The sequence below is a fragment of the Peribacillus sp. SIMBA_075 genome, assembly GCF_046534585.1.
In genome coordinates, this window is the sequence record NZ_JAWRYN010000645.1 from 1 (window position 1) to 271 (window position 271).

At 40.6% G+C, this 271-nt stretch carries 1 pseudogene; it reads right to left on the minus strand.

The features are described from left to right. Positions 1-176, minus strand: a pseudogene (locus SB775_RS29760) (fructose bisphosphate aldolase); the annotation flags it as partial. Positions 177-271: the final 95 nt, after the last annotated feature.

A 271-nucleotide genomic window follows, 5' to 3' on the forward strand; every position in this document is an offset into this window, starting at 1 on the left:
GTCATGACGCGTGTTCTCATTTCGTGGATCAGGTCGTACATTTCATCTTCGTTGGAGTAAGCATCTTCGTTCACACCATAAAGTTTTAACGCTTTTGGCGTACTGCCACCACTTTGGTCGAGCGCTGCAATAAAGCCTTTTCCGTTCTTCATTACTTCAAATTGTTTCGTGTTCATCGTCTCAGCTCCTCAGATTAAGAAATTTTGTCTGCATTAATGCTGTTCCCTGCTAAGTGTACCAATAATCTGCTTTTTCATCAAAGATGAAAAAA